The 19615-nt window shown below is 72.8% G+C and carries 23 protein-coding genes, 1 pseudogene and 1 riboswitch; of the genes and pseudogenes, 12 read left to right on the top strand and 12 right to left on the bottom strand.

Annotation, left to right across the window (positions count from 1 at the left end):
• Positions 1-39 precede the first annotated feature (39 nt).
• Together I4J89_RS31550 and I4J89_RS31545 are read left to right on the top strand one after the other, a co-directional pair.
• Positions 40-387 carry a PadR family transcriptional regulator gene (locus I4J89_RS31550; RefSeq protein WP_196417751.1) on the top strand — a complete coding sequence of 116 codons (348 nt, stop codon included), beginning with the start codon at positions 40-42 and terminating at the stop codon, positions 385-387.
• Entirely contained in the window at positions 384-1775 is a 1392-nt protein-coding gene (locus I4J89_RS31545) for a hypothetical protein (protein ID WP_196417750.1), read from the top strand. Before I4J89_RS31550 ends, I4J89_RS31545 begins: the two co-directional genes overlap by 4 nt.
• Here I4J89_RS31545 and I4J89_RS51020 read toward each other — a convergent pair.
• Both I4J89_RS51020 and I4J89_RS51015 read right to left on the bottom strand, forming a co-directional pair.
• Positions 1769-2455 carry an AraC family transcriptional regulator gene (locus I4J89_RS51020; RefSeq protein ID WP_255521851.1) on the bottom strand — a complete coding sequence of 229 codons (687 nt, stop codon included), beginning with the start codon at positions 2453-2455 and terminating at the stop codon, positions 1769-1771. The genes I4J89_RS31545 and I4J89_RS51020 overlap by 7 nt on opposite strands.
• Positions 2456-2465: 10 nt before the next feature.
• Positions 2466-2681, bottom strand: coding sequence for a cupin domain-containing protein (locus I4J89_RS51015; RefSeq protein ID WP_255521840.1), 216 nt, complete (start codon positions 2679-2681; stop codon positions 2466-2468).
• A gap of 75 nt (positions 2682-2756) precedes the next feature.
• Between I4J89_RS51015 and I4J89_RS31535 the strand changes: the two genes are divergently transcribed.
• Positions 2757-3608, top strand: a complete 852-nt coding sequence (locus I4J89_RS31535) for an NADP-dependent oxidoreductase (protein ID WP_196417749.1) — start codon at positions 2757-2759, stop codon at positions 3606-3608.
• Here I4J89_RS31535 and I4J89_RS31530 read toward each other — a convergent pair.
• Complete coding sequence (locus I4J89_RS31530) at positions 3598-4050, bottom strand: winged helix DNA-binding protein (RefSeq protein WP_196417748.1); 453 nt, start codon at positions 4048-4050, stop codon at positions 3598-3600. The two genes, I4J89_RS31535 and I4J89_RS31530, sit on opposite strands and share 11 nt — an antisense overlap.
• 82 nt (positions 4051-4132) lie before the next feature.
• Here I4J89_RS31530 and I4J89_RS31525 point away from each other — a divergent pair, with 82 nt between their 5' ends.
• Positions 4133-5902 carry a hypothetical protein gene (locus tag I4J89_RS31525; protein WP_196417747.1) on the top strand — a complete coding sequence of 590 codons (1770 nt, stop codon included), beginning with the start codon at positions 4133-4135 and terminating at the stop codon, positions 5900-5902.
• A gap of 4 nt (positions 5903-5906) precedes the next feature.
• Here the strand turns inward: I4J89_RS31525 and I4J89_RS31520 are convergent, their stop codons facing one another.
• The 3 genes from I4J89_RS31520 to I4J89_RS31510 form a co-directional block, all read right to left on the bottom strand.
• Positions 5907-7097, bottom strand: coding sequence for a helix-turn-helix domain-containing protein (locus I4J89_RS31520; RefSeq protein WP_196417746.1), 1191 nt, complete (start codon positions 7095-7097; stop codon positions 5907-5909).
• 51 nt (positions 7098-7148) lie between these two features.
• Positions 7149-7790: a nucleotidyl transferase AbiEii/AbiGii toxin family protein gene (locus I4J89_RS31515; protein ID WP_196417745.1), complete on the bottom strand. Its 642-nt coding sequence runs from the start codon at positions 7788-7790 to the stop codon at positions 7149-7151.
• Between the two features lie 132 nt (positions 7791-7922).
• On the bottom strand, positions 7923-8264 hold the full coding sequence (locus I4J89_RS31510; protein WP_196417744.1) for a hypothetical protein: 342 nt from the start codon (positions 8262-8264) through the stop codon (positions 7923-7925).
• 537 nt (positions 8265-8801) lie between these two features.
• Between I4J89_RS31510 and I4J89_RS31505 the strand changes: the two genes are divergently transcribed.
• A complete protein-coding gene (locus tag I4J89_RS31505) occupies positions 8802-9728 on the top strand; it encodes a hypothetical protein (RefSeq protein WP_196417743.1) in 927 nt (308 codons plus the stop codon).
• A 1-nt stretch (position 9729) separates the two neighbouring features.
• Here the strand turns inward: I4J89_RS31505 and I4J89_RS31500 are convergent, their stop codons facing one another.
• The 3 genes from I4J89_RS31500 to mgrA are packed head-to-tail and all read right to left on the bottom strand — an operon-like array spanning position 9730 to position 11813.
• On the bottom strand, positions 9730-10107 hold the full coding sequence (locus I4J89_RS31500; protein WP_196417742.1) for a hypothetical protein: 378 nt from the start codon (positions 10105-10107) through the stop codon (positions 9730-9732).
• A gap of 10 nt (positions 10108-10117) precedes the next feature.
• Entirely contained in the window at positions 10118-10768 is a 651-nt protein-coding gene (locus tag I4J89_RS31495) for a nucleotidyltransferase domain-containing protein (RefSeq protein ID WP_196417741.1), read from the bottom strand.
• Positions 10769-10784: 16 nt separating this feature from the next.
• A complete protein-coding gene (gene mgrA, locus I4J89_RS31490) occupies positions 10785-11813 on the bottom strand; it encodes an L-glyceraldehyde 3-phosphate reductase (RefSeq protein ID WP_196417740.1) in 1029 nt (342 codons plus the stop codon).
• Positions 11814-11840: 27 nt separating this feature from the next.
• Positions 11841-11930: riboswitch (glycine riboswitch) on the top strand.
• 75 nt (positions 11931-12005) lie between these two features.
• Here mgrA and gcvP point away from each other — a divergent pair.
• Positions 12006-14813, top strand: coding sequence for an aminomethyl-transferring glycine dehydrogenase (gene gcvP, locus I4J89_RS31485; RefSeq protein WP_196417739.1), 2808 nt, complete (start codon positions 12006-12008; stop codon positions 14811-14813).
• A 110-nt stretch (positions 14814-14923) separates the two neighbouring features.
• Here the strand turns inward: gcvP and I4J89_RS31480 are convergent, their stop codons facing one another.
• A complete protein-coding gene (locus tag I4J89_RS31480) occupies positions 14924-15124 on the bottom strand; it encodes a DUF5999 family protein (RefSeq protein WP_196417738.1) in 201 nt (66 codons plus the stop codon).
• A 121-nt stretch (positions 15125-15245) separates the two neighbouring features.
• On the opposite strand from I4J89_RS31480, the gene I4J89_RS31475 reads away from it, so the two are divergent.
• From I4J89_RS31475 to I4J89_RS31455, 5 genes are all read left to right on the top strand, one after another.
• Positions 15246-16460 (top strand): chorismate-binding protein, encoded by a 1215-nt coding sequence (locus I4J89_RS31475; protein WP_196417793.1) that lies wholly within the window; start codon positions 15246-15248, stop codon positions 16458-16460.
• A gap of 149 nt (positions 16461-16609) precedes the next feature.
• Complete coding sequence (locus tag I4J89_RS31470) at positions 16610-17134, top strand: RNA polymerase sigma factor (protein ID WP_309238548.1); 525 nt, start codon at positions 16610-16612, stop codon at positions 17132-17134.
• Between the two features lie 21 nt (positions 17135-17155).
• Complete coding sequence (locus tag I4J89_RS31465; RefSeq protein ID WP_196417737.1) at positions 17156-17644, top strand: peptide deformylase; 489 nt, start codon at positions 17156-17158, stop codon at positions 17642-17644.
• Entirely contained in the window at positions 17641-18291 is a 651-nt protein-coding gene (locus I4J89_RS31460) for a class I SAM-dependent methyltransferase (RefSeq protein WP_196417736.1), read from the top strand. Before I4J89_RS31465 ends, I4J89_RS31460 begins: the two co-directional genes overlap by 4 nt.
• A 58-nt stretch (positions 18292-18349) precedes the next feature.
• The gene (locus tag I4J89_RS31455; RefSeq protein ID WP_196417735.1) at positions 18350-18997 is read left to right on the top strand and encodes a DUF2306 domain-containing protein; all 648 of its coding nucleotides are present in this window, start codon (positions 18350-18352) and stop codon (positions 18995-18997) included.
• A 13-nt stretch (positions 18998-19010) separates the two neighbouring features.
• Here the strand turns inward: I4J89_RS31455 and I4J89_RS31450 are convergent, their stop codons facing one another.
• Together I4J89_RS31450 and I4J89_RS50050 are read right to left on the bottom strand one after the other, a co-directional pair.
• On the bottom strand, positions 19011-19181 hold the full coding sequence (locus tag I4J89_RS31450; RefSeq protein ID WP_230859887.1) for a hypothetical protein: 171 nt from the start codon (positions 19179-19181) through the stop codon (positions 19011-19013).
• A pseudogene (locus I4J89_RS50050) lies at positions 19182-19244 on the bottom strand (cupin domain-containing protein); the annotation flags it as partial.
• 20 nt (positions 19245-19264) lie between these two features.
• Between I4J89_RS50050 and I4J89_RS50045 the strand changes: the two are divergent.
• Positions 19265-19543: a TetR family transcriptional regulator gene (locus I4J89_RS50045; RefSeq protein WP_309238547.1), complete on the top strand. Its 279-nt coding sequence runs from the start codon at positions 19265-19267 to the stop codon at positions 19541-19543.
• Positions 19544-19615 lie beyond the last annotated feature (72 nt).

Genomic DNA, 19615 nt, shown 5'->3' with positions numbered 1-19615 from the left:
GTTTGACCCCATAGTCAGATCATCTTTATATTGGCCGGCATGGCCGCACCGATGCGCGAACCGACGTTCTGGATTTTGACCGCACTCGCGCCTGAGGCGCGCCACGGATATGGCGTGATTCAGGAGGTCGCGCGCCTCTCCGGCGGGCGCGTCGCCTTGCAGGCCGGGACGCTCTACGCCGCGCTGGACCGCCTCGCCGCGCTGGGGCTGGTCGAGCCGGACCGGGAGGAGACGGTGGACGGGCGGCCGCGCCGCTACTACCGGCTCACCTCCGACGGGGCCTCCGCGCTGGACGCGGAGACCGCGCGGCTGCGGGCGTCGGTGGAGGCCGCCACCTCGCAGCTCGCCGCGCGCCGGCGGTTCGGCCTCGGGCCGGTGTCGTCGTGAGTGGCCGTCTGGAGCGGCGATACGCGCGGTGGCTGCGCTGCTATCCGCCGGGGCCGCGGCGTGCGGAGATGCTGGGCACGCTGCTCGAGTGCGCGCCGCCGGAGCGGACCCGGCCGACCGTGCGGGAGGCCGCCGGCCTGGTGCGGCACGGGCTGCGGGCCCGGCTGGGGCGGCCGGCGAGCACCGCGGTCGTCGTGCTGGCCACGCTGGTGTCGCTCGCCTGCGGGCTGCTCGGGGCGGCGGCCGCGGCCCGGGTCGGGTGGGCGTTCGCGCCGGCGCTGCCGGCCGGTGACTCGCTCGGGGCGACGGTGTTTCCGGGGCTGCGGGTGTGGGGCGGTGGGGACGCGGAGCCGTTCGTGCCGAGTGCGGACGGGGAGACCACGGAGTACGGGTACGCGGATTACTGGGTGAACAACTTCGGGGGCACCCGGGACGTGCGTGCCTACGCCGAGGGTGCCCGGGACCGGCTCGCCGCGGCCGGCTGGGAGATCCGGGGCGACGTCTTCTACGAGGAGGACGTGGCCTCCGACACCCCGATCCGGACGGCGGAGTTCTGGGCGACCCGCGACGGGCTTGTGCTGTCCTACACCGGCACGCATTGGGGCAACCGGGCGTCGTACGACTCGGACGGCGCCGCCAGCTTCACGTTGTCCCGTTCGGCGCCGGCGTGGCTGGCCGTGGCCGCCGTCGCCGGTGGCCTGCTCGGGGCGCCGGCCGGGTGGCTGCTGACCGGCTGGGCCAGCCGCCGGACCATGGGGCGCCAGTTCCGGACCGCCACGGCCGCCGCCCTGGGCTGGATGGCGGTGCTGTTGACGTCGTTCTCGGTGCTGATCGGCGGCTTGTGGTCGTGGCAGCCGGACCGGCCCGGGGACGAGCCGTTCTGGCTGGCCCTGCGGGCACTCACCGGCGAGGTGGGCTGGGTGATCGCCGGTCTGGGGCTGGCGGCGCTGGGCGCGGCCCGGCTGCGGGTGCTCATTCCGGTCGCGGCGGTGCTGATCGGGGCGGCCGGCTGGCAGTCCGCTGCCGCGGCGGCGTCCTGCACACCGTCCGGTCCGCCGGCCGTGCTCCCGGCCGCTGATGTGGCGTACAGCCGGCTGGCCCGGGTCTACGTCGCTCAGGACGCGACCCCGGAGCAGCGCAATCTCGCCGAGGCGGCGATGGGCCGGGTGTGGGGCACCCGGGGCTGGTCGTTCCACTACGACCCGACCGACGGGCAGTACCGGTACGCGTACTGCGACGGCGGCCGCCTGGCCGGTGACTCGGGGATGCGGGTGCCGTACTTCTGGGAGATCGAGCTGTCCAGCCCGGGCGTGTTCCCGGCGCTGGAGGCCGAGGTGGGTGGCATGCCCGGCGTGGTGGCGGTCCGGCACGGCGTGCCCTATCAGTGACGGCGGTACCGGCCGGGTGCGACGCCGAACCGCCGTTTGAAGGCGGCCGCGAACGCGAACTCCGAGGCGTACCCCACCTGGCGGGCGATCCCGTCCAGCGTGGTGTCGGTGCGGCGCAGCAGGCCGGCCGCGACCGTCATCCGCCACCAGGTCAGGTATGTCATCGGCGGCTGTCCGAGCAGGTCGGCGAACCGGCGGGCGAACGGCGCCCGGGACAGCCCACCCTCGGCGGCCAGCGCGGCGACCGTCCACTCCCGTCCCGGCTCCCGGTGCATGGCCCGCAGCGCGGCGCCGGTCACCGGGTCGGCCAGTCCGGCCGCCCACCCGACCGGGTGCTCGCCGGCCAGCCAGGTGCGCAGCAGGTAGACCAGCATCGTGTCGAGCAGTGCCGGGATCAGCGCGTCGCTGCCCGGCCCCGGCCCGGTCAGCTCGGCCGCGAGCAGGTCCACGGTGGCGCGCAGGTGCGGATGCCGGCCCCACTGCGCCGGGATGTGGATCAGGTCCGGCAGGTCGCGGATCAGCGGATGGACGAGGTGCGGGTCGAGTTCGTAGGCCCCGCACAGCGTCACCGTGGCGTCCGGCGCGGCGGTCTCGCCGACGGACGCGTAGCTCGGCAGGTCGCCCATCTCGGCCGGGTCGCAGGGCGGGGTGACCGGCCGGGTGCCGGGCGAGTCGGCCAGGGTGTGCCCGTCACCGTGCGCCCCGGAAGACGATGTCGCCGGTGTTCACGGTGAGCGGTTCCGCGCCGGGCCGCAGCAGCACGCACGAGCCGCGCAGCACCACATGGAAGCCGGCCGAGCCGGGCACCGCCGAGAACTCCTGCGCCCAGGGCGCCCGCCACGCCACCTGCGCCGACCGCGCCCGGCCGGTTCGCAACACCGCGAGCACGTCGCTCAGCACATCCATGCGCAAGACGATCGCATATGAAAGCGAGAGCGGAAAGCATTCATCGTCCTGAGCAGGCCGCTTACGGTGAGTTTCATGAGAGCGATGCGCATGCATGGGTACGGCGAACCGAACGTGATCCGCCTCGACCGGATCGACCGGCCGTCACCGGGTCCGGGCGAGGTTCTGCTGAAGGTCGCCGCCACCACCTTCAACCCGTCCGAGGCCGGTTTGCGCCGGGGCCTGCTCCGGTCGATCGTGCCGGTGGATCTGCCGTACACCATGGGCCTCGACGTGGCCGGAACCGTGTCCGGCACCCGGGTGATCGGCCGCCTCGACGGTGGCGCGGCCGCCGACTACGCGGTCGCGCCCGCGGATGTGCTGGTCCCGGTCCCGGCCGGGGTCGCCCTCGAGGACGCGGCCGCTCTGCCGATCGCCGGGCTCACCGCCTGGCAGGCCGTCTTCGAGCACGCGGCCGTGACGGCCGGGCAGCGGGTGCTGGTCAACGGGGCCGGTGCGATCGGCCGGTACGCCATCCAGCTCGCCCGGCACGCCGGGGCGTACGTCATCGCCGCCGCCACCCCACGCCGTGTAGCCGCGGCCCGGGCCGCGGGCGCGCACGAGGTCGCCGCCCCCGCCGAGCCGGTCGACGCGCTGATCCACCTCGTCCCCGCCCCGCCCGCGCACACGGCACTGATCAAGCCGGGCGGTGTGCTGGTATCCGCCACCACCCCGGCCGATCAACTGCCGGCCGGCCCGTTCCGTGCGGTCCACTTCATCGTCCGCAACGACACCGCCGACCTCGCCGCGCTGCTCGGGCTGGTCGACGCCGGTGCCGTCCACATCGACGTGGCCGCCCGGCGGCCGCTCACCGACCTGGCCGCCGTGCACCGCGAGGCCGAGGCCGGCCGGCTAGCGGGCAAGACGCTGCTGCTGCCTACCGCGTAGTGTTCTCGATCATGCGGTGGAGCACCTTCAACGTGGTCACGTAGTCGGCGTCGTCGACACCCTCGTGAATCCGGCGGCGGATCTCCGGTGTGTACTTCTTCAGCTCCGCCAGGGCCGCCTCACCGGCCTCGGTGATCCACAGCCGGCCGTCATCCTCGTCGACGCGTAGCCAGCCCCGCTCGAGCAGCACCTCGGCCTCGGCGGCGAGGTCGTCCTCGGCCCGCAGATAGCCGGACATCGCGTGGCGCAGCTCGTCGACGGTGCGGCCGCGGCCGTCGGGGGAGAGGTCGTTCACGGAGAGGTTGCGCAGCAGCCAGAACTGCGGCTGGGTGTAGCCGTGCTCGGCCTGCCGGGCGCGGGTGAAAGCGATCAGGGCCTCGTACGCCACCCCGGTCCAGTAGGCGGCCGGCTGCCCGGCCAGCTCGGTGTCGGTCATCGTCATGGTGGCGACGCTATGACCTCAAGTCCGCTTCAGGTCAACAACCGGGGTCGCGACAAGATCATCACAGCCCTATCCTGGCTCGATGCTCGGTTATCAGCTGGCGTGGACGCACCGCCGGCGCCTGCTGGCGGTGCAGTTGCCGGTCGTCTCGGTCCTGCTCTGCGGATCCCTGCTGCTCGACCTGGTGGCCGGCCGCGACCACATGGTCCTGGTCGACGGGGCGATCGGCTTCGACGACGGCAACACCTGGCATGCCGGGGTGAAGCTGACGCTGACCGCGCTGTGCTTGCTGACGGCGGTGGCCGCCGGAGCCCTCGCCCTGACCGGACACGACCGCCCGGTCCGGGGCGCGGTGCGACAGCTGCCCAGGCTGGTCGCCGGCCTCGCGCTGGCGGCTGTGGTGGCGTTCGCGCTGGTCTGGGGCCTGCGCAACGTGGTCGGTTTCGTCGGCTGCCTGGCAGTGCTCGCCCTCGGGTCGGCCCGGATGCTGGCCGGCGTAGTGACCCGGAATCCGCACTGGAAGGCGGTCGGCTCGGTGCTGCTGGGCGGGTACGCGGCCGCCCTGCTGCTGAGCTACGTCGCCGAGCAGGCGCTGACGCCGGGGACTCCGGCCCTGCTGGCCGGGGTGGTCGACGCCGTGCTGCTGATCTTCACGGCGGCCCTGCACGCGGGCGTCATCGCGGCCCAGGCGGATCCCGCCCCCGTCGGCAAGCCGTCGCGGGTGCTCTGGGTGGCGGCCGCGGCGGTCGTGCTACCGGTTCTGCTGACCAGCGGTGTCGCCGTCGCCAACCCGTACGACGCCCCGGTGATCAGCACCACCGAGGGCGCGGCGGCCGGGGCGATCGCGGCCGCCTGGCCGGCCGGACAGCACCCGATCATCGTGACCACCGGCGGGGTCCGGTTCTGCGACACCGACCGGTGCGACCGGTTCACCGGCCACACCGGCGGGCCGCCGGCGGTCGACGGCTACGCCAAGGCCGGCATCGGCCCGGACGGCAGCGTCGTCAAGGCGGCGATCACCGGCGGGACGGACACCGGCGGCCCGTTCGTCCACTTCGCCCGCTGCACCCGTGCCGCCGGATGCCGGGAAGGCTGGGTGCCGGTCCGGGTGAACGCCCGCGAGAAGATCGACCTCACCCTGGGCCGGATCGAGTTCGCGGCGTCCGCCGGACCGGACGGCTCGTTCTGGATCTTCCTGGCCGTCCCGGCGTCGGCCGACCGGTTCCGGTTGCTCCTGATCCGCTGCGCCGACGACGCCTGCGGCAAGCCGGAACGCCACGAGGCCGGCTCGATGTCACGCCACGAGGACGGCTACCGGGACGGCTGGCGCGCCCGGCTGTCGGTGGGCGGCGACGGGCGGCCGGTCGCGTCCTTGTGGAGCGGGCACGGCGTGCACCAGGTGAGCTGCGAGCCGGTCACGTGCGCCCGGCCGCGTACCGCCGAACTGGCGGGCGCGCCGCCGGACGCGATCTGGGCCACCCCGGAGGTGCTCGGTGCGGGGATCGCCGCCCTCAAGCCCGGCCGCCTCCAGATCGAGCACTGGGAGCCGCTGGAGAACCACGTCGCCGCCGAGTCGGGCGCGGTGGCCCTGGCCGGGGACGCCGTCTACGTGGCCGAGGCGGTCGTCAGCTCCCAGCAGCGCGGCGTCTCCGTCTCGTTCGGCTCGGCCTCGGCCGGCGGGGAGGGCGAGTACTGGCGGCAGGTGCTGTGGCGGTGCACCCGGCAACGCGAGTGCCGGCGGACCCCGCTGGACGTCTACCCGGGACCGGCCCACCGGGAGCTGCTGGCCCCCGGCCCGGACGGCCGGGTCCTGATCGTCCGGCAGGATCGCATCCTGCTGGTCGAGCCGTAACCGGTCAGGCCACCCGCATCCGGGCGCACAACCCGCGCAGTTCGCTCCCACCGGCCGCCCGGCGGGAGCGTTCCAGCAGCGACCGGGTGGTCTCCTGAACCATCGCCGAGGTGTGTACGTGCTGCGGCGCGACCCGCTCCGCGGCCAGCAGGAAGCGGATCGCCTCCCGGTCCCGGCCGCGCAGCCGGGCCAGCGCCCGGGCCGTGTCGGCGTAGAAGAAGACCTGCCGGAACCCGAGCGGGATGACCGCCGCGTCGGTGTCCCGGGCGATCTCCGCCGCCCGGCCCGGGTCGCCGCCGTCCACCTCGATGCCGATGCGCCAGATGCCGACGTTGGTGGGCCCGAAGTAGAGGCCCATCGTGGTGGTCTCGCCGGTGCCGCGGGCCAGCTCGGCCGCCTCCGCCGTCCAGGCGCGGCTGTCGTCGAGACGTCTGCTGCCCCGGGCCGCCTGCGCGCAGATCAGTTGCAGGGTGCCGAGCAGCTCGGTGCCGCCGGGCCGTCCGGTGTGCCGGCCCAGCTCGTCGACCGCCCGCTCGGCGAGGGTGAGCGCCCGCTCGTACGAGCCACAGACGGTCGCCGCGCAGGCCCGCGCGTATTCTGCGTACCCCTGAAGGATCGGATCGTCCGCGGCGTCAGCCGCGTGCCGGCAGCGTTCCGCGCCCAGCCAGGCCTCCGCCGGGTATCCGAGGTTGCGGAGCACCGAGGAAGCGATGAACGCTGCCTCGCACAGCATCCGCAACGCTTCGGTGCCGGCCGCGTGCAGATCCCGCAGCAACCGGGGGAGGAGCTGGGCGGCGCCGGCGTAGTCGCAAGCCTTCCGCAGCTCGTCCACCAGCGCCAGCGTGCGGCCGAGCTCGGCGACCGGCGGTGCCGCCCGGTCGGAGGGTTCGGCCGGGTCGATGTCGACCAGGGCCTGCCGCACGGCGCGCACACCGGCGTGCGCGGCGACCGCGGCCCGATCGGCGGCCGGCACCGGCATCCCGGCCAGATCGGACGGCGCGCAGTCCAATGCCGCGGCGAGATCCGCCAGCATGAACCGGTTGTCAGCCGCCTGAAGCCCCCGTTCGATCCGGCTCCAGGTGGCGTGCGAGACGCCGGCACGGCTGGCGGCGTACCGGATGCTCCAGCCGCGCAGCAGCCGCCGGTCCCGGACGCGTTCGCCGATGGTGGGGTCAGCGGTGGGTCGTGGCGTCATGCCACCGACCGTAAGAGATGCACCCGTCCTGGCTGGTGCATGCCTGTACCACTACTGCCGTGGCCAGCCCGCCAGCCGCGCACGGAGTTCGCTGATCGCCGCGGCGTCCAGGCCGTAGAGCGCGAACCGCACGTCGTCGAGGCGGTCCAGATAGCGGCCCGCGTCGGCCACGTCCTCCGGATCCAGCGCCGGATCGGCGGCGTGCGCCAGCTCCAGGACCCGGTCCAGCGGATACCGGTCCAGGGCGGCGGCCACGTCGATGTAGTCGCGGACCTCCCGCCGGTTGACCAGCGCGGCCACTTTAGTGGCGACCAGGTCGTCGAGGTGCATGACCGGCCCGACGTCCATCACCACCGGCGCGCGGTTGCGGTCCAGCCGGCACAGCGTGAGCCGCAGCGCCCGGCTCTCGCCGGCGACCAGGAACTCCTGGATGTCCGCGGCCATCCCGGCGAACAGCTCATCGGCGTCCTCACGCACCACCCGGTACCCGGCGGCGGTCAGCGCCGCGGTCACCTCCCCGGCCGCCGCGACCACCCCGCCGGCGGTGTCGGTGAACAGGTCAATGTCCTCGGTTGGCCGGGCCACCAGGCCGTTGACCAGCCAGGCGACGCCACCGCCGAGGACGAAGCCGTGCTTGTCCGCGACGGCGAGGGCGATGCGTGCGACGTCGCGGTAGAAGTCGTCGACGCTCACGGCAGCCGCCTGTCGCGTGCCTCCGGCGGTGCGGGATATGCCGGCGCGGGGCTCACGGCAGCGCGCCGCTCGGGCAGTAGTCCGCTGCGGTCGACCGTGCGGGAAGACCCGGTACCTGCGGCATCGCGCGAATCAGGCCGCGACGCGCTTGCGCAGCTGCGGATGCCGGGCCTCCCAGGCCGCCCGCACGGCGCGCGGCAGGTTCAGCTCCGGCCAGACCCGGACCAGCGTGCCGCCGTCGAGGTGGTCGCGCAGCTCGTCGACGCGGATCGCCTCGCGGAGCACGTTCTCGTACATCCACAGCAGCATCGTGTGCTGCCCCAGGTCGAAGGCCCGCTGCGGGTGCCACCAGAGCCGCAGCGGCAGCTCGACGATGCCACCGGTCGGCCCGCGCAACTCACCCAGCGTGCCCGCCACGACCACCGGCCGATGCGGCCGGGCCAGGTGGATCACAGATGCTGCGCTCGCGGACATGTGACCAGCCTAAACCGACATCCCGCCCGCAAGGCAAACTCCTAGAATCCTAGGATGCTTTAGAGGCAGTGCGGCAAGCCGCACCAAAACGAAAAACGACGGCTTCGCCGACAGGAGTACGCCCGACGGAAGAGTCCCCGCCACTCCAAGCGACCAGCCACGACACCGGGCCCCAGCGCCCGCGCCGGGCCGACCAGGGGGTGGCGAATCGCGCGGGCTGTCCAGAGTCGGATGGACTGTCCTGCCGCCGAGCGGAGCGCACCCCGTGGGGCTGTGCCGGGAGTTGCCCGGCCCGGTCGGTCGTCGTGCACGCCCGCAACAGCACCGCGATAGCGTGCGCCAGCTACGGCCCGATCCGGCCGGCCGTCGCTCACGCCCGTAGCGACGCCGGAGAGCGTGCCCACGCGGCGCCAAGGCCGGGGGCGCACGTGGCGGCCGCAGGCGGGCTCTGCCCGGTGGCCGGGCGGAGCGGGTCACGGAGGGCTGACCAGCAGCCCGGGGGCAGCGGGCCGCCAGACGGATGCGCCATAGTGAGGCATGGTTGCTGCGCAGCGATTGGTCGGCATCGCGCTGGTGGCCGCGCTGCTCGGTGGGTGCGGCGCCGACGAGTACCGCCTTGACGAGCTCGAGTCGGCCGATGCGACGCCGCCGCCGGCCGTTTTGGAGCAGCAGATGTCGCAGGGCCGCGCCGCACTGGCCCGCTATGAGGAGGCGGTTGCCGGCGCCGGTGAGCGGGCCCGGTTTGTCCCGGTGGGCGAGTTGACCGGACAGCTGGGGGAGTGGGAGCCGGCGAACGGGGACCACAAGCGTTCGCTGCACGCCGGCCGGGTGGTGGCCGTGGCCGACCTGCCGGCCGCGCCGCGGAGCGCCGGAATGGTCCTCTGGGACAGCGGCGCGGAGCAGTCCTTTCCGCTGATCTCGGCGAGTCAGGCGCTCGACGAGCTGGCTATGGAACACACCGAGGTCTGCCCGGACTGCGAAGCCCTGGAGGTGACCGGCGCCCGGCTGACCACCGCGCCGGTGCGGACCACCCGCGGTGCGGCGAAGGTGCCGGCCTGGGAGTACACGCTGCGGGGTTCGGCGGTGCGGTTCACCCGCCCGGCGGTCGGCGCGTCCGTTTCGGTGAAGATCACTCCGCCGTCCTGGGATCCCTACCACGCGCCGGTCGGCCTGGCGATCGAGTCGGCGACCACGAAGGCCGGTAGCAGGGAGCTGACGGTCTCCTTCACCGGGGCGGTGGGCCCGGCTTCCGAGCCGTGCGGCGCGGACTACACCGGTCGGGCCCTGGAGTCGGCGAACGCCGTGGTGGTCATCGTCCTCACCCGCCCGCACGCCGCCGAGGAGATGTGTCGCGCGATCGGGGCGCCGCGCACCGCGACGGTGGCCCTGGATCGGCCGCTCGGCGAGCGGGCGGTCCTGGAGGTGCAGCAGGGGCTGCCTGTGGCGGTCACCATCACCGCGTGACTCACGCCAGGCGGCCGCGGCGCAGGAGCGCGGCCTGGCTGACCGCGAATCCGGCGACCTCGACGGCGACGGCGGCCAGCAGGAGGGTGACCAGAGCGTCCCAGGGGCGGATCGCGGCGGCCGCGCCGATCGCCCCGGCGGCGAGAACGTTGGCGGTGAGCACGCCGATCAACCAGGGGCGCAGCCGGCGGCGACCGGCCGCCAGGTGCAGCGTCAACGCCCAGACGCCGACCGCTGCCGCGGCTGTGAGGACGACCGCGGGTGGCAGGGCGAGCCGTGTGGCAGCCGGTGCGGCGAGCAGCGCGAGAAGTGCGGCGCAGATCGCGCAGTAGGCGGCGTCGAGCCGGAGGTTGCGCGCGGCGGCGTTTCGGTCCCGCATGCCGCCGAGGCTATGCCATATTGCGTTCCCGTACGTCGTGCAGCAGGGCGTTGACGCGGTCCCGGTCCGGGTGTTGCGGCAGGTGGGTGCCGGCGGCGGCGTCGGCGAGGTCGGCTTGGAGGCGGTCGGCCCAGGCGGTGACCTCCGGCCAGGGCACGTCGCCGCGCCGGACGGCGAGCAGCCGGTCGCGCAGGTGGCTGACGTCGACCAGGACCTGCCCGGTACGCAGCACGTGCGCCCCGGCGAGCAGCAGGCGGATCATGTGCATGGCCTGCTTGTGGTTGGTCTCCCCGGTGCGTTCCCGGCGGGACACGACCCGGGCGAGCTGGTCGCGGGCGTAACCGCCGTACGTCTCGGCGACCCGCCGCGACAGGAAGGCGTCCCGGACGGCCAGCAGTTGCGAGCCGTCCGGGGTGACCGTCTCCACGAGCGGGGACCAGAGCACTTCGAGCACGGTCGGGTTGGCCTGCGTGGCGAGGACGCAGAACCGTTCGATCTCCCAGGAGAACTGCTCGTCGAGGGGTCCCTCGACGTGCGCAGGCGGCTTGTCGAGGCTCCAGAACGACCGGGTCGGTGCCACGAAGACACCGCGCCGGTCGTGGTCGGAGCCCGGACCGTCCAGTCCGTAGGCACGGGAGCCGACCACGACACCGAGAATCATGAGCCGGACGGTACGGCTACAGGTCGAGCACTGTCCCGTCGATTTCGTCCAGCTCGTCGGTGGTCAGCGCCGGCCCGGACAGTGCCGCGATGTTGTTCTCCAGCTGTTCCACGCTGCTGGCCCCGATGATCAGGCTGGTCATCCGCGGGTCACGCAGTGCCCACGACAGCGCCAGCTGGGCGAGGGACTGGCCGCGCCGCTTGGCGATGTCGTTGAGCGAGTGCAGCCGGCCCATGGTCTTGGCGTCCAGGGCGCTCTCGTTGAGGAAGACGCTGGTGCGGATCCGCGAGTCGTCCGGGATGCCGGTGAGGTAGCGGTCGGTGAGCAGCCCCTGCTGCAGCGGGCTGAACGCGATGCAGCCGGCGCCCGCCTCCTCCAGGGTGTCCAGCAGCCGGTCGTGTTCGATCCAGCGGTTGAGGATCGAGTAGGACGGCTGGTGGATCAGCAGCGGCGTGCCGAGTTCGCGCAGGATGCGTGCCGCCTCGGCGGCCTGCGCGCTCTTGTAGTTGCTGATCCCGACGTACTGGGCCTTGCCGGCGCGGACCACCGCGTCCAGCGCGGTCATCGTCTCCTCCAGCGGCGTCTCCGGGTCGGGCCGGTGGTGGTAGAAGACGTCGACGTAGTCCAGGCCGAGCCGCTTGAGCGACTGGTCGAGCGAGGAGACCAGGTACTTGCGGGAGCCCCAGTCGCCGTACGGGCCGTCCCACATGGTGTAGCCGGCCTTCGTCGAGATGATCAGCTCATCGCGGTACGGGCGGAGGTCGCCGGCGAGCAGCCGGCCGAAGTTCGACTCGGCGCTGCCGGGCGGCGGCCCGTAGTTGTTGGCCAGGTCGAAGTGGGTGACGCCGAGGTCGAGTGCGCGGCGGACGATGGCGCGCTGGCGGTCCAGGGGCCGGGTGTCGCCGAAGTTGTGCCAGAGCCCGAGCGAGATGGCCGGGAGCTTGAGGCCGCTGCGGCCGGCGCGCCGGTAGGTCATCGAGTCGTAGCGGGCGGAGTCAGGGGTGTACGTCACACACCACACCCTAGGGTTGTGATCGGAGGCCATGTGCGCTGGTAGGTTGGTGTGGCCGGCAACACCCGCGCGGGAGAGACCACGGACACGTGGCGCCGAAGGGGCAAATCCTCCCCGGAACCTCTCAGGCAAAAGGACCGCGTGGGCAGGCGACTCTGAAGTGCCTGCTGGGTATGACAGAGGGGGAGGGTTGCGTGTCGACCTTCTCGAGCCTTGGAGTCTCCCATGACGTCGCCGTTCGTTCCCCGTCACATCGGTCCGGACCCGGACGAGCAGACCCACATGCTCAAGGCGATCGGCTACGGCTCGGTCGAGGATCTGATGGACGCCGCGATCCCCGAGGTGATCCGCTGGCACGGTGAGCTGGATCTGCCGGCCGGGATCTCCGAGCCGGAGACGATCGCCGAGCTGCGGGAGATCGCGAGCCGCAACCGGGTGGCCACTCCGATGATCGGGCTGGGCTACTACGGCACCCACACCCCGGCGGTGATCAAGCGGAACGTGCTGGAGAACCCGGCGTGGTACACGGCGTACACGCCGTATCAGCCGGAGATCAGCCAGGGCCGTCTGGAGGCGCTGCTGAACTTCCAGACGATGGTCACCGACCTGACCGGGCTGGCCACGGCGAACGCGTCGATGCTCGACGAGGCCACCGCGGTCGCCGAGGCGATGACGCTCGCGCGGCGAGCTTCCAAGAGCAAGAGCAACGTGTACGTGGTGGACGCCGACACCTTCCCGCAGACGCTGGCCGTGCTGCGGACCCGGGCGGAGCCGCTGGGCATCGAGGTCCGGGTCATCGACGTCGAGAACGACGAGCTGCCGGAGGAGTTCTTCGGCCTGCACCTGCAGTACCCGGGTGCGTCCGGCGCGGTCCGCGACCACGAGCCGCTGGTCGAGGCGGCGCACGCCAAGGGCGCCCTGGTCGCGGTCGCCGCTGATCTGCTCGCCTTGACGCTGCTGCGGGAACCGGGTGCGATCGGCGTGGACATCGCGGCCGGGACGACGCAGCGTTTCGGCGTACCCCTCGGTTTCGGTGGCCCGCACGCCGGCTATCTGGCGGTGCGTGCCGGCCTTGAGCGCTCGTTGCCCGGCCGCCTGGTCGGCGTCTCGAAGGACGCCGACGGCGCCCCGGCCTACCGGCTGGCGTTGCAGACGCGCGAGCAGCACATCCGCCGGGAGAAGGCGACCAGCAACATCTGTACGGCGCAGGTGCTGCTCGCCGTGATGGCGAGCATGTACGCGGTCTATCACGGCCCGCAGGGGCTGAAGGCGATCGCCGAGGGAGTCTCCGCGAACGCCGCGCGGATCTGGGCGAGCCTGCACGAGGCCGGGATCGAGCTGCAGCAGAACCCGTACTTCGACACGGTGACCGCGATCGTGCCCGGCCGGGCCGCCGGGATCGTCGCGGCGGCCGCCGAGAGTGGTGTCGACCTGCGCCTGGTCGACGCCGACCGGGTGTCGATCTCGGTGGACGAGACCACCACCGCGGAGCACATCGCGGCGGTCGTCGCGGCGTTCGGCGCCGATCTGGCGGCGGCCCGGGGCGCGTCCGGCGGCTGGCCGGTGCGCGAGTCGGACTTCCTGACCCACCCGGTGTTCAACACCCACCACTCCGAGACGAACATGCTGCGCTACCTGCGCAAGCTGTCGGACCGGGACTACGCGCTGGACCGCGGCATGATTCCGCTCGGCTCGTGCACGATGAAGCTGAACGCGACCACCGAGATGGAACCGGTCAGCTGGCCGGAGTTCGCGAACATCCACCCGTTCGCGCCGGCCAGCCGGACGCAGGGCTACGAGGCTCTGGTGGCGCAGCTGGAGGCCTGGCTCGCCGAGATCACCGGCTACGACGCGGTGAGCGTGCAGCCGAACGCCGGCTCGCAGGGTGAGCTGGCCGGCCTGCTCGCGATCCGCGGCTACCACCGGTCCCGGGGCGAGGCCCACCGGGACGTGTGCCTGATCCCGTCGTCGGCGCACGGCACCAACGCGGCCAGCGCGGTGATGGCCGGCATGCGGGTGGTCGTGGTGGCCTGCGACGCGGACGGCAACGTCGACCTGGCCGACCTGGACGCGAAGATCGAGAAGCACCGGGACGCCCTGTCGGCGATCATGGTGACCTACCCGTCGACGCACGGCGTCTACGAGACGTCGATCGCCGATCTGTGCGCCAAGGTGCACGAGGCCGGCGGTCAGGTGTACGTCGACGGCGCGAACCTGAACGCCCTGGTCGGGTTCGCCAAGCCCGGCAAGTTCGGCGCGGACGTGTCGCACCTGAACCTGCACAAGACGTTCTGCATCCCGCATGGCGGCGGTGGTCCCGGGGTGGGACCGGTCGCGGTCCGGCAGCACCTGGCCGAGTTCCTGCCCGGCAACCCGCTCGAGCCGGGTGACCACCACGCCGTTTCAGCGGCCGCGCACGGTTCGGCGGGCATCCTGCCGATCTCGTGGGCGTACCTGCGGATGATGGGCCCGGACGGGCTGGCCGCGGCGACCGCGACGGCGGTCCTGGCGGCCAACTACGTGGCGGCTCGGCTGCGCGAGCACTACCCGGTGCTGTACGCGGGCAACAACGGCCTGGTCGCCCACGAGTGCATCCTCGATCTGCGCCCGATCACCAAGGCCACCGGTGTCTCGGTGGACGACGTGGCGAAGCGGCTGATCGACTACGGGTTCCACGCCCCGACGATGTCGTTCCCGGTGGCCGGCACGCTGATGGTGGAGCCGACCGAGAGCGAGGATCTGGCCGAGCTGGACCGCTTCGTCGCCGCGATGATCGCCATCAAGGGTGAGATCGACCAGGTGGCGGCGGGGGTGTGGCCGAAGGACGACAACCCTCTCGCGAACGCCCCGCACACCGCTTCGGCGGTGTCGGCGGACGAGTGGGACCACCCGTACCCGCGGTCGGTGGCCGGGTTCCCGGAGGGCGTGGACCGGACGGCGAAGTACTGGCCGCCGGTGCGCCGGATCGACGGGGCGTACGGCGACCGGAATCTGGTCTGCTCGTGCCCGTCGCCGGAGGCGTTCGAGAGCTGAGCCGGGTTTCCGCGGCGGAGAGCCGTGGGAAACCAACGGGCGGCGCGCAGGTCGTGGTCCTCGCTGATCGCGGCCTGCGCCGTCGTTTGTTCGTTACGCTGCGTAGCGTGTTAGGCCGCGAGACAGTGCACGGCCGGGCCCCGGTGCGGCTCGATCATCGTCCCGTCCGGCAGCAGTTCGCCGGTGTCCTCGAAGACGATGACGCCGTTGCAGAGAAGGCTCCAGCCCTGCTCCCGGAAAGTGGCGATGATCCGAGCGGCCTCACGGTCGATGGCCTCGGCTGGTGGGCATGGAATCGGGTGCTGGCACATCTTGTGTTTCTCCGTTTGGGGGCTGTGTGAAGGTTCACAAGAACGGTGACGAACGTTACCTCACATCGAACGAGAGCGGTTCAACACGGTGACGGGATCACCGCGTTTCGCGCCGTCATCCATGGTCCACGGGACGGAGATCAACGACCACTCTCCGCGACCTCCTCTCGGTGCGCCGCCGGCCGCTCCGGCGGCCTGCCAAGCCCGTCACCACGCGTTAGGTAGCTTCCGCTGGTATCGGGGTGATCCCGGTGACCCTGCTGAGCTTCTGTCCGACTTCCTAACGGCCAACGGACTACCGGTGCGAAACCTTGGCCGAACGGATGACAAAAATAAGACGTTCGGCGATAGCACTATTTGCGGAGCAGCACTCTACGTGTCCGCGGATGCCGGATCCGTGATGGCTGGTGGGACCGTTGGAGCGGCCACCCCGGTGCCGGTCGTCCCGGACGTCTACGCCGTCGTCTTCGGACACACCCGGGAGACTCTCCGGCGTACCCCGGACGGGGGATGGCACCTCGGCCGGTGGCGGGAGAGCTGGACCCGCACCGCGCACGCGGACGCCGTGCAGCGGGTCCGGGCCGCCATCGGGCGCGGCGACGTCTATCAGGTCAACGTGGTCGGGCACGGGTCGGCCGCGTACACCGGGGATCCCGGCCCGGCGCTGCGCCGGGTCGCCGCGCTGCCCGGGGCCCGCTACGGCGGTGTGCTCTCCGGCGACGGCTGGGCGCTGGCCACCGCCTCCCCGGAGACGCTCGTCGAGGTGCGCGACGGCCGGGTCGTCACCCGGCCGATCAAGGGCACCCGGCCGGCCACCGAGGAGGGCCGCCGGGAGCTGCTGGCCAGCGCCAAGGAACGTGCCGAGCACGTCATGATCGTCGACTTGGAGCGCAACGACCTGGCCCGGCTTCCGGGGACGGGCCCGGTTTCGGTGGACGAGCTGTTCGCCGTACGCCGCTGGTGTGGTCTCTGGCAGGCCGAGTCCGTGGTCTCCGCGACGCTGGAAGCGGAGGTCGGTCTCGCCGACCTGCTCCGCGCGGTCTGCCCCGGCGGCAGCGTGACCGGCGCGCCCAAGCTCGCCGCCCTGCGGCACATCGCCGCGCTCGAACCGGTCGGCCGGGGCGTCAGCATGGGCGCGGTCGGCTGGATCGGCCCCGGACACCTCGACCTCGGGCTGAGCATCCGCACCGTGGCGGTCGACGGCGTCCGCGTGCACACCTGGGCCGGCGGTGGCATCACCGCCGACAGCGACCCGATCGCCGAGGTGGACGAGGCCGCCGCCAAGGTCGGCCCGATTCGTGCGGCGCTGGCCGGGCCGGTCACAGGCCCCGCATAGCGCGTTCCGAGCCCTCTCTACCGAAAGCGTGCCAGTGTCTCGCCCGACCGCCCCTGCGGGCGGTGGGAGAGCGCGTACTTTGGCTCCGCGCACCCCGACGGGTCCACAGTGGCAGCTTCACCGTGGCTGGCAGAGAAGGTGACCTAGCTGTGCTCGAACTCCTGGAACGACCAGCCGCAGGGCGGCGCGACCCGACGGAGTTCGCGCGCTTCGCGCACTCCTGGACGGCCCGGCTGCGCAGCAGCGCTTACCAGCTGTGCCGCGACTGGCACCTCGCGCAGGACCTCACCCAGGCCACCCTCACCCGGCTCTACCTCAGCTGGGGGCGGGCCGCCGACAGCGACAATCTGTCCGCGTACGCCCACAAGGTCCTGCTGCGTGTCTACCTGGACCACCGGCGCCGCCGCAGCAACAGTGAGACGGTCACCGGCACGCTGCGCGAACCGGTCTACACGGTCAGCCCCGAGCTGCGGCTCGCCATGATCGACGCGGTGAGCCGGCTGCCGGCCCGGGACCGGGAGATCGTGCTGCTGCGCTACTTCGCCGACCACAGCGTCGAGCAGGTCGCCGACGAGCTCGGCGTGCCGGTCACGGTCGTGAAGAGCCAGACCCGCCGCTCGCTGATCAAGCTGAGGCAGATGCTGCGCCCGGACCGTGCCGCCCTTTTCGGGTAAGCACCGGTTAGCCTGCTGGGCATGACAGTACGGCCCATTCGGCTCTTCGGTGACCCGGTCCTGCGTACGCCCGCCGACCCGGTCACCGACTTCAACGCGCAGCTGCGCGACATCGTCCGTGACCTGGAGGACACCGTCCGCGAACCCGGCCGGGCCGGGGTGGCCGGCCCGCAGATCGGGGTCAGCCTGCGGGTCTTCTCCTACAACGTGGCCGGCCAGGTCGGGCACATGGTCAACCCGGTGCTGTCGGGCTTCGAGGGTGAGGAGACCGACGAGGAGGGTTGCCTGTCACTGCCCGGGCTCGGCTACTCCACCACCCGGGCGGCGAAGGTCACCGCGACCGGTTTCGACCAGCACGGCGAGCCGCTGGTCATCCACGGCACCGGGTTCCTGGCCCGGGCCCTGCAGCATGAGACCGATCACCTGGACGGGCGGCTCTACATCGACACCCTCACCGGTGACGTACGCCGGCAGGCCCTGCGCGAGCTGCGCCGGGTGGTCCCGCGATGACCGACTACCGGCGGATCGCCGCCGAGGGCACGCCGACCGGGTGGTTCGAGACGCTCTACGCCGAGGCCGGCGCGGGCCGGGCCGAGGTGCCCTGGGACGTGCCGGAGGCCAGCGCCCACCTGCGCGCCTACCCGTTGCCGCCGGGCGAGGGGCGGCGCGCGCTGATCGTCGGTTGCGGTAACGGGCGCGACGCCGAGCACGTCGCGGCCGCCGGGTACGCGACCACCGCGTTCGACATCTCGCCGACCGCGATCGAACTGGCCCGTAGCCGGCACCCGGGCTCGCCGGTCGGCTACGTCGTCGCCGACCTGCTCGACCCGCCGCCTGCCTGGCGGCACGGTTTCGACCTGGTCCTGGAGAGCAACAACGTCCAGGCACTGCCCGAGCGGATCCGGGCCCGGGCGATCGCGACCGTCGGCACCTTCGTGGCGCCCGGCGGCACCCTGCTCGTGCTGGCCGCCGCCGCTGTCGCCCGCTCCGGCGACGGCCCGCCGTGGCCGTTGCACCGGGCCGAGATCGACGCTTTCGCCGTGGACGGCCTGCGGGCGGTGTCGGTGGAGCACGTGGCCACACCGGAGACCACGTTTCCCGGCCGCTGGCGTGCGGTGTTCACCCGGTCGGGTCACGACGTACGCAAATCGGCGTAGTAACAGGGCCGCCCGGCGGCCGACGGCGGTGCGGGTCTGATCGCGCACGCTGGGGCTCATGCCCAAGCGTGCCGTCTGGCTGATGCTCGCCGTCGCGATCGTCCTGAGCCTCGTCCTGGTCAGCCCCTATCTGAGCCTCGACGTCGCGGACAGCCGCCTCGACGTGGGCGGCGGGCCGCACTACGGCGTCCTGATCGGGCACATCTTCACCGCGGCGGTGGCGCTGGTGCTCGGGCCGTTGCAGTTCCTGGCCCCGGTCCGTGCCCGGCGGCGGCTGCACCGGGCCATCGGCCGGGTCTACCTGCTCGCCGGGGTGGTGCCGTCCGCGGTGACGGCCATCCCGGTCGCGGTGTGGTCCGGGCGGGTGCTGACCCAGGTCGGCCTCTCCGTCGCGGCGGTGTTGTGGCTGGTCACCGCGGCTCGGGCCTACCGGGCGGCGCGGCGCCGGGACTTCGTTGCGCACCGGGAGTGGATGATGCGCAACTACGCGCTGACATTTCTGGCCGTGACGGCCCGGGTCGTGGTCCCGGTGATATTGCTGGTGCTGGTGCTGGTGGCGTCGGGGTCGGTGGACCGGGCCGCGTTCGGCGAGACCGTGGAGTCGCTGATCCCGGTTGGTCAGAACCTGGGCTGGTTGATCAACCTGGCGATCGCGGAACGCCTCATTCGCCGCAGCCGCCGCGCCGCGCAGGTACCGGCCTACTGAGCCGCGCCGACCCTCAATGAGTGGGCGGCGGGCCCAGCACGTCGATGCCATGGCGGGCCGCGGCGTGCCCGAGCGCGACCGGGTCGACCGGACCGGTCTCGGCGGGCAGGCCCGGCCCGGTGGCGCGCAGCGGCGCGTCGGCACCGACCAGGAAGGTGTGCGGCGGGCCGGCCGGCAGCAGCACGAAGTCGCCGGGTCCGGCGGTGAGGGCGGCACCCTCGCAGCGGAACTCGGCGGTGCCGTCCAGGGTGTAGAAGATCCCGCCAGGTGAGCGTGCGTGCCGCCGGCGAACTGTTCGTGGCGCAGGGCTATACGAAGGCGTCGCTGGCGGCGGTGGCCATGGCGGCCGGGGTCGCCCGGCCCACCGTGACGGCGTCGTTCGGGTCGAAGGCGGCCCTGCTCAAGCAGGTCATCGACGACTCGACGAGGCTCTCGCCGGTGACGACGAACCCGTGCCGGTGGCCCAGCGGCCCTGGTTCCGGCCGGTCCTGGAGGCGGAGAGCCCGGGAGCGGTGCTGGACGCGTACGCCGAAGTCTGTCTCTTGATCGGGCGGGGGGGGGGGGGGCCGGGGGGCAGCCCTCGCGCGCCCGCGCCCCCCCCCCCCGCACGGGCCGCGC

The organism is Actinoplanes aureus (genome assembly GCF_015704865.1).
Classification (GTDB): domain Bacteria; phylum Actinomycetota; class Actinomycetes; order Mycobacteriales; family Micromonosporaceae; genus Actinoplanes; species Actinoplanes aureus.
This window is presented reverse-complemented; position numbering and strand designations above follow the sequence as displayed.

Bases quoted from the DNA above. Each gene is read 5' to 3' on its own strand.
- mgrA (WP_196417740.1), bottom strand. From the start codon at position 11,813: ATGGCCTCCGATCACAACCCTAGGGTGTGGTGTGTGACGTACACCCCT.
- I4J89_RS51015 (WP_255521840.1), bottom strand. From the start codon at position 2,681: ATGGATGTGCTGAGCGACGTGCTCGCGGTGTTGCGAACCGGCCGGGCG.
- I4J89_RS31500 (WP_196417742.1), bottom strand. From the start codon at position 10,107: ATGCGGGACCGAAACGCCGCCGCGCGCAACCTCCGGCTCGACGCCGCC.
- I4J89_RS31465 (WP_196417737.1), top strand. From the start codon at position 17,156: ATGACAGTACGGCCCATTCGGCTCTTCGGTGACCCGGTCCTGCGTACG.
- I4J89_RS31460 (WP_196417736.1), top strand. From the start codon at position 17,641: ATGACCGACTACCGGCGGATCGCCGCCGAGGGCACGCCGACCGGGTGG.
- I4J89_RS31495 (WP_196417741.1), bottom strand. From the start codon at position 10,768: ATGATTCTCGGTGTCGTGGTCGGCTCCCGTGCCTACGGACTGGACGGT.
- gcvP (WP_196417739.1), top strand. From the start codon at position 12,006: ATGACGTCGCCGTTCGTTCCCCGTCACATCGGTCCGGACCCGGACGAG.
- I4J89_RS31505 (WP_196417743.1), top strand. From the start codon at position 8,802: ATGGTTGCTGCGCAGCGATTGGTCGGCATCGCGCTGGTGGCCGCGCTG.
- I4J89_RS31510 (WP_196417744.1), bottom strand. From the start codon at position 8,264: ATGTCCGCGAGCGCAGCATCTGTGATCCACCTGGCCCGGCCGCATCGG.
- I4J89_RS31475 (WP_196417793.1), top strand. From the start codon at position 15,246: ATGGTCCACGGGACGGAGATCAACGACCACTCTCCGCGACCTCCTCTC.
- I4J89_RS31535 (WP_196417749.1), top strand. From the start codon at position 2,757: ATGAGAGCGATGCGCATGCATGGGTACGGCGAACCGAACGTGATCCGC.
- I4J89_RS31550 (WP_196417751.1), top strand. From the start codon at position 40: ATGGCCGCACCGATGCGCGAACCGACGTTCTGGATTTTGACCGCACTC.
- I4J89_RS31525 (WP_196417747.1), top strand. From the start codon at position 4,133: ATGCTCGGTTATCAGCTGGCGTGGACGCACCGCCGGCGCCTGCTGGCG.
- I4J89_RS31480 (WP_196417738.1), bottom strand. From the start codon at position 15,124: ATGTGCCAGCACCCGATTCCATGCCCACCAGCCGAGGCCATCGACCGT.
- I4J89_RS31455 (WP_196417735.1), top strand. From the start codon at position 18,350: ATGCCCAAGCGTGCCGTCTGGCTGATGCTCGCCGTCGCGATCGTCCTG.
- I4J89_RS31530 (WP_196417748.1), bottom strand. From the start codon at position 4,050: ATGACGATGACCGACACCGAGCTGGCCGGGCAGCCGGCCGCCTACTGG.
- I4J89_RS31520 (WP_196417746.1), bottom strand. From the start codon at position 7,097: ATGACGCCACGACCCACCGCTGACCCCACCATCGGCGAACGCGTCCGG.